This window comes from Micromonospora sp. NPDC093277 (assembly GCF_044765245.1).
Classification (GTDB): Bacteria; Actinomycetota; Actinomycetes; order Mycobacteriales; family Micromonosporaceae; genus Micromonospora.
In genome coordinates this window covers 184,227-190,226 of record NZ_JBIWJO010000015.1, presented here as the reverse complement: position 1 = coordinate 190,226, position 6,000 = coordinate 184,227, and the positions used below count along the sequence as shown (strand labels likewise).

General features: G+C 69.8%; 5 protein-coding genes and 1 pseudogene. 2 read left to right on the top strand and 4 right to left on the bottom strand.

Features of this window, described 5'->3' with window-relative positions; all coding sequences use genetic code 11:
- From ACIRG9_RS27850 to ACIRG9_RS27835, 4 genes and pseudogenes are all read right to left on the bottom strand, one after another.
- Window positions 1-293: pseudogene (locus tag ACIRG9_RS27850) on the bottom strand (NADH-quinone oxidoreductase subunit I); the annotation flags it as partial.
- On the bottom strand, window positions 290-1,318 hold the full coding sequence (locus ACIRG9_RS27845; protein WP_402862096.1) for a hypothetical protein: 1,029 nt from the start codon (window positions 1,316-1,318) through the stop codon (window positions 290-292). The gene ACIRG9_RS27845 and the pseudogene ACIRG9_RS27850, both read right to left, overlap by 4 nt.
- Before the next feature lie 313 nt (window positions 1,319-1,631).
- A complete protein-coding gene (locus ACIRG9_RS27840; protein ID WP_402862093.1) occupies window positions 1,632-2,147 on the bottom strand; it encodes an FMN-binding protein in 516 nt (171 codons plus the stop codon).
- Between the two features lie 30 nt (window positions 2,148-2,177).
- Window positions 2,178-3,572 carry a ferric reductase-like transmembrane domain-containing protein gene (locus ACIRG9_RS27835; RefSeq protein WP_402862090.1) on the bottom strand — a complete coding sequence of 465 codons (1,395 nt, stop codon included), beginning with the start codon at window positions 3,570-3,572 and terminating at the stop codon, window positions 2,178-2,180.
- A gap of 298 nt (window positions 3,573-3,870) precedes the next feature.
- On the opposite strand from ACIRG9_RS27835, the gene ACIRG9_RS27830 reads away from it, so the two are divergent.
- Together ACIRG9_RS27830 and ACIRG9_RS27825 are read left to right on the top strand one after the other, a co-directional pair.
- Window positions 3,871-4,572 carry a response regulator transcription factor gene (locus ACIRG9_RS27830; protein WP_402862087.1) on the top strand — a complete coding sequence of 234 codons (702 nt, stop codon included), beginning with the start codon at window positions 3,871-3,873 and terminating at the stop codon, window positions 4,570-4,572.
- The gene (locus ACIRG9_RS27825; RefSeq protein WP_402862084.1) at window positions 4,569-5,807 is read left to right on the top strand and encodes a sensor histidine kinase; all 1,239 of its coding nucleotides are present in this window, start codon (window positions 4,569-4,571) and stop codon (window positions 5,805-5,807) included. Before ACIRG9_RS27830 ends, ACIRG9_RS27825 begins: the two co-directional genes overlap by 4 nt.
- Window positions 5,808-6,000: the final 193 nt, after the last annotated feature.

Sequence of the window (6,000 nt, the reverse complement as noted above, 5' to 3'; positions counted from 1 at the left end):
TTGTCCTTCCAGCTGGCCGGTTCGCCCTCGGTGCCGTTCACCACCACGGTGACCGGAAGCTCCCGCTGCTTGGCCGAGCGGGCGACCGCGTCGAGCTTGCGGGCGAACGGAAACCCGGCCCCGCCGCGGCCTTTCAGGCCGATCTCCTTGGCGAGGTCGAGGATCGTCGCCAGGCGCAGCGGGCGCAGTTGTCCGTGTACGGCCTGGTGTGCCCGGTGGTCCAGGCGTTCGGCCCGGTCCAGGCCGGCGGTCAACCGGGGCCGGCCGAGATGCCCGACAACGGGAACGGTCACCGACCGACCTCGTCACGAAGGTACGCGAAGAACTGCTCGTCGGTGATCACGGCGGTCTCGTCGAATCGGGGCGCGGCGGGCTGGCGCGTCGGTTCCGTGCGTTCCTGGCGCGTCGGCTCCGGGTGGTGGGCGTCGGCCGGGGCTGGGCTGTGCGGTGGGGACATCGGTCGTTCCTCGCGGGCCGGCCGGTAGTCGCTCGCCCGGCTCTGGCGCGGCGCGGCCACGGCGTGCTCGGCCGATGGCGCGGCCATGGTGCGGTCGGTCGAGGCTGCGGTAGCCGCGTGAGCCGGCCGGTGAACCGCTCTGTCTGCTTCCACGTCGTCCCACTCGGTTCCCGCCAGGGTGGGGATGAGCACGTTCGTGGCCAACGGCGCGGCGGTGGCCACCGCGTCCGGCCGGCCGACCGGCCGCATCCGGCGGGTGGTCTGCGCCGAAGCCAGATGCGTACGGCGACTCAACACCACAAACAGACGCACCAACAGCGCCAGCGAGACCAGACCGATGCAGATGCTGTAACTCACCACCACCCACGTCGGCGCGGGCCGCCCGGATGTGAGCCCATGAACCAGAGCAAAACCCCACGCCACGTACGCGGAGACATGCAGACCCCGCCACAGACCCGGCCGCCGGCTCCCGGCATACGAGGCGCGGGTGACACCGGTCCACGTCGCCACGATCATCAGATAGCTCGCCAGCGTGCCGAGCCCCACCTCAACAGGCCGGTGACTGGCGAGGAAAGGAACCACCGGATCCCACAGGTGAGCGTGCGCCTCGATCAGCTTCGTCGCGACGTGGATCGCCAGGCACACCATCGCCGTGGACGCCGTCGCCCGATGCACGATCTGCAGCAAGATCCGATGACGGATCAACAGCAACAACCGGTCGGTCGCGACCAACCCGACCATCACCGTGATCGACAGACCCACCAGACTGAACACACCGGTGAAGAACTCCAGGAACGAGAACGAACCAGCGATCGCGGCCCTACCCAACGGCGTGAAAGCCGCAGCGACGACCAGGACCACAGCCCCACCAACAACAATTCGCCGCGTGCCACGGCGACGCGTGGGCCGAGCCCCCAGTCCCGCGGCGCGAAGCGGCGACCGGGTCGTCCTGGCGCCGTCCATGTCATCTCTCCCTTTCACGGTGCGCTGCGCTGCTTCTCCGGCAGTCTCCGCGATGCCGAGCCTCCGGCTTTACACCGATCGGCCGGAGGCCCCGCGGATTTCTACCAGTTCCGCACATAGCGGGCAACAGGGATATAAGGTATCTTAACGAAATTATGAATAACTTAAGGATTGGGGCGGCGTATTGGCCCTCCGGTGCTGATCGAAGGCGTCAGCGGGTGTGCGCGGCGTCGAGCGCGGCCTGCAGCGATGTGATGTAGCCGTCGCTGGTGTACGTGGCACCGGACACAACATCGATGTTCGCGCTCTGGGCCGTGAGGGCCTCGTCGTGCAGGCGGGGTACGGCGTAGGCATTGATTTCGTCGTCGCGGCGCTTGCCGCTGGTCAGTTGCAGCGGGACGACGTCGGTGATCCGGCCGTTCGTGATGTGGACCTGGACCTGCACCGGGCCGTACGGCGTCTGGACCACCGTGCCGTTGACGACGAGCGGTCTGCTGGCCCGCTTCGGCGCCGCGCTGGCGCCGGGGGGTGGCGTGGACGTCTCGATCGGGCCACCCGAACCGGGGTTCGCCGGCTCGGCCGGCGCTGGGCCGGAGACGATGCCGGGCGGGTTGGCAGCCGCAGCCAGGGCCGGCGACGGAGTGGCGCCCATGGTGCTGGTGCGGTAGTTGAACAGCAGAACCAGGGCGGCCACCGTCGACAGGACCCACAGCGTGATGCGGCGCACCGTCAATCTCCTTCGATGTGAATCTTGGGTTCACCAGGTGAACCGTTCGAGATGGATGCGCTCGTCCGGCACTCCCGAGCGGCGGACGGCGGACTCGGCGAGGTCCATCCAGTCGTCCGGCCCGCACAGGTACACGTCGCGCCCTGCGATGTCGGGCACGGTCTCACGCAGCACCTGCTGGTCCGGTGGATACCCGGCGGGCAACCAGGAGCGCCCGTCCGGGCGGGAGCCGAGCAGGTACCACACCCGCACGCCCCGACGGTCGGCGAACCAGTCGAGTTCGGCACGGAAAGTGAGGTCGGCCTCGCTGCGCGCCCTGTAGAGCAGGACGGTCTGCCGGGGTGGAAGCTCGTCGAGCAGGGCCCTCAGCGGCGTGATCCCGATGCCGCAGGCCAGCAGCGCCACGCCGCGGGTGCGGCGGCGCTGCGCGACCAGCTGGCCGTACGGACCCTCGATGAGCACCTTTGTTTTCGGCCGGAGCCCGGTTACCCGGGTGCTGCCGTCACCGGCCGCCTTGACGGTGATTCGTAACTGGTTGCCCCGTGGAGCGGCGGACAGCGAGTACGGGTGGGCGCGCGACCAGCCCGGGCCGTCGAGGAAGCGCCACAGGAGGAACTGGCCGGCTCGTGCCGGCAGCCGGTCCAGGTTGCGGCCGCGTAGGTACACCGACACCACGCCGGGGCCTTCGCGCATCACCCGCTCGACCTCGAGACGGTGGTACCAGCTGCGCCAGGCGGGCAGCCCGATCCGGAATACCAGGACGCTACCCGCCGCCACGCCGTAGGCGGTCCACCAGTAGGCGCTGGCCAGCCCGGAGGACATGAAGTCCGCACCCGTCCACAGCTCGTGCGGCAGCGACAGGCCCACCCCGAGATAGGCGTACAGGTGCAGCAGGTGCCAGGACTCGTAGCGCAGGCGCCGCCGGGCAGCGCGTACCGAGGTGGCGACGACCATCACGAGGGCGGCGGTGCCGGCCGTCGCCAGCAGCATGCCCGGGTACGTGGTGATCAACTGCCACGCCTGCGCCACGACGTCCAGGTGGCCGGTGCCGGCGTAGCCGACCGTGATCAGAATGATGTGAGCGAGCATCAGGTCGAATGACGTGAACCCGACGAGCCGGTGCCAGCGCGCCAGCCGATCCTGACCGTAGGTGCGCTCGACCCACGGCACCCGCGCCATCAGCATGACCTGCACCAGCAGAAGGTCGGCCGACAGGAGACCGGTCAGCCGACCGACCGAGCTCACCCCGGTCCACACGGCGGCAAGGTCCTGCAGGCCGCGGCCGTGGACCCACAGCGCGACGACGACCAGCATGGTCAACACCGCGGTCGCGCCGATCGCGTCGGGCCACCAACCACTCGCCGGCGTACGCGGCGCTCTCGTGCCGGCTCGGCGCCGCGGCCGCTGGACGGTTGTCATGGACATCGTCACGTACCGTTAGCGGCTCATGGCGGGCATGGCACCGCCAACGCTGCTCCACGTCGCGCCGGCGTCCGGGTCGCCCACGCAGTACACCGGCGCCAGGTCGAAACCGGCGCCGACGATAGCAAGCACAGAGATCACCACCTGGCAACCGGCTGGCCGGCAAGCGGCGACGCTTGGTTGATGGTGTCGAGCATGCGATCCCCTCGGCAGGCGTGGACGGGCGCGGAACTGCACGTCAGGCACCACGATGCCCGCGGGATCTTGGAGAATTCTTAGCACAGCGTGTCACCATCAGCGGGTGACAGAACTGACGCCACCTGCGGTTCCAGGTGTCGACCAGCCCCACCTGCTGCTCGTCGAAGACGATCCGCAGATGTCGGACATGCTCGTCGAGCTGCTCAGCGAGGCGGGCCACACAGTTGACCACGCACCAGACGGGCAGGCCGGGCTGCATCTCGGCCTGAGCCGCGACTACCAGGTGATCGTGTTGGACCGCGGGCTGCCTGCCATCGAAGGCGTGGACCTGCTGAGACGCCTGCGCAGCAGAGGCGTCACGACCCCGGCGCTCGTTCTGACCGCCCGCGCAGCCATCGCCGACCGAGTCGAAGGCCTCGACGCCGGAGCCGAGGACTACCTCACCAAGCCCTTCGACGTCGACGAACTCCTGGCCCGGCTCCGCGCACTGCTGCGCCGTCACACCGACCGGTCCCCGGTACTGTCCCTGGGCCAGCACACCCTGGACGTCACCACCCGACAGGTCCGCGAGCTGGGGACCGGCGGCAGGACCGTGACCCTGTCGGCCCGCGAGTGCGCGTTGCTCCACGTTCTCGCCAGCCGCCCCACCCGCGCCTTCACCCGCGAGGAACTGCTGAGCCGCGCCTTCGACGAGGCCGAAAGCCCGGGCGCCGTGGACACATACGTGCACTACCTGCGGCGCAAGCTCGGCCATGCCGCGATACGTACCGTACGAGGCATCGGCTACCAGATGGGCTCTGCGTGACCGCCAACCCGAGAACCGGCGACGACGCACTGCTGCTGCGCCGGGCAGGGCTCGCGATCGCCGCCCAGATCGCGGCCGCGGTCGCCGCGACCCTCCTCGTCGTGGGCCTGCTGGCCTACTCGCTGACCATCCGTGCCGAGCACACCGCGGAGGAACGCGCCGTGCGGGAGGCCGCCGTCGCCGCACGCGATGTCACCGATCCGGGCGGCGGGGTGGTACTGATCGAGGAGCTGCCCGACGGCCAGGTGCGCGCCAGCGACGACGCGTCAGCCGACCTGCGACGCCTGAATCCACGCGACCTGTCCGTAGGCCTCTCGCCGGCCCGCATCGGCAGCCAGGACTACGAGGTGTTCGTCGTTGATCACCCCGACGGGCGGCGCGTCGTGGGGATGCTCGACGTGACCCAGCGGCGACAGTCGGGGAAGCGTTTGACCACCTCCCTGCTCTGGGCCGGTGTCGTGGGCGTCGCCGGCGCGGCGCTACTGGGCATTCTGCTCGGGCGGCGTGCGGTCCGCCCGCTAGGGCGGGCGCTGGTTCTGCAGCGTCGATTCGTCGCCGACGCCAGCCACGAGTTGCGTACGCCCCTGGCTGTGCTGCACACCCGCGCCCAGTTGATCGCGCGGCGGCTGTCCGACGCCGGACACGGTGGCCGGCGACCGGCCGACGATCGCCTCGACGAGCACATCCGCCAGCTGACGGCAGACACCCGAGCCCTCGGCGAGGTGGTCGAAGACCTGCTGCTCTCCGCAGAGCTGCAGCGCAAGCCCGAAGCGGGCGAACCGGTCGACGTCGGTGAACTTGTCTGCGATCTCGTCCGATCGGTACGGCCGCACGCCGATGAACGCGGTCTCGTCCTGCACGTGGAGATCAGCGACCGGCAGCCGTTGCTCGTCCTCGGCGTCCGGTCGTCGCTGCGGCGCGCCCTTGCGGCGCTCGTGGACAACGCACTTGGGCACAACCATCCTGGCGGAACCGTCACCATCCACGCCAACCGGCGAAAACACTGGGTGGACCTGACGGTCGAAGACGACGGCGACGGACTCGACCCTGCGCAGGCCGAGCAGCTCCTGAAGCGCTTCGCGCGGGGCCCGCAGGCCAGCGGCGGGGGCCGTCGATTCGGCCTGGGTCTGGCTCTGGTGCGGGAAGTGCTGCACGCTCACCGTGGATCGCTCACCATTGAGGGCCGCCCGGGGGAGGGCGCCAGATTCACGATGACGCTTCCGGCCGTAGTGTAACCACCACCGGTAGTCACTCTCGCCGGCCTGACCGCTCGGGAGCGACCTGTCCGGTGGGCTGTTCACGGTCGCGAGAGGGCGGGCCTGCCGTATCCCGGCGGGTTCACCACGGCGTTCGAGTTCCGCCGCTGCCGGGCCTGCGATCTGCGTGCCATCGTCAAGGACGACGACTTCACCTGCGTCGCGTGTGGCG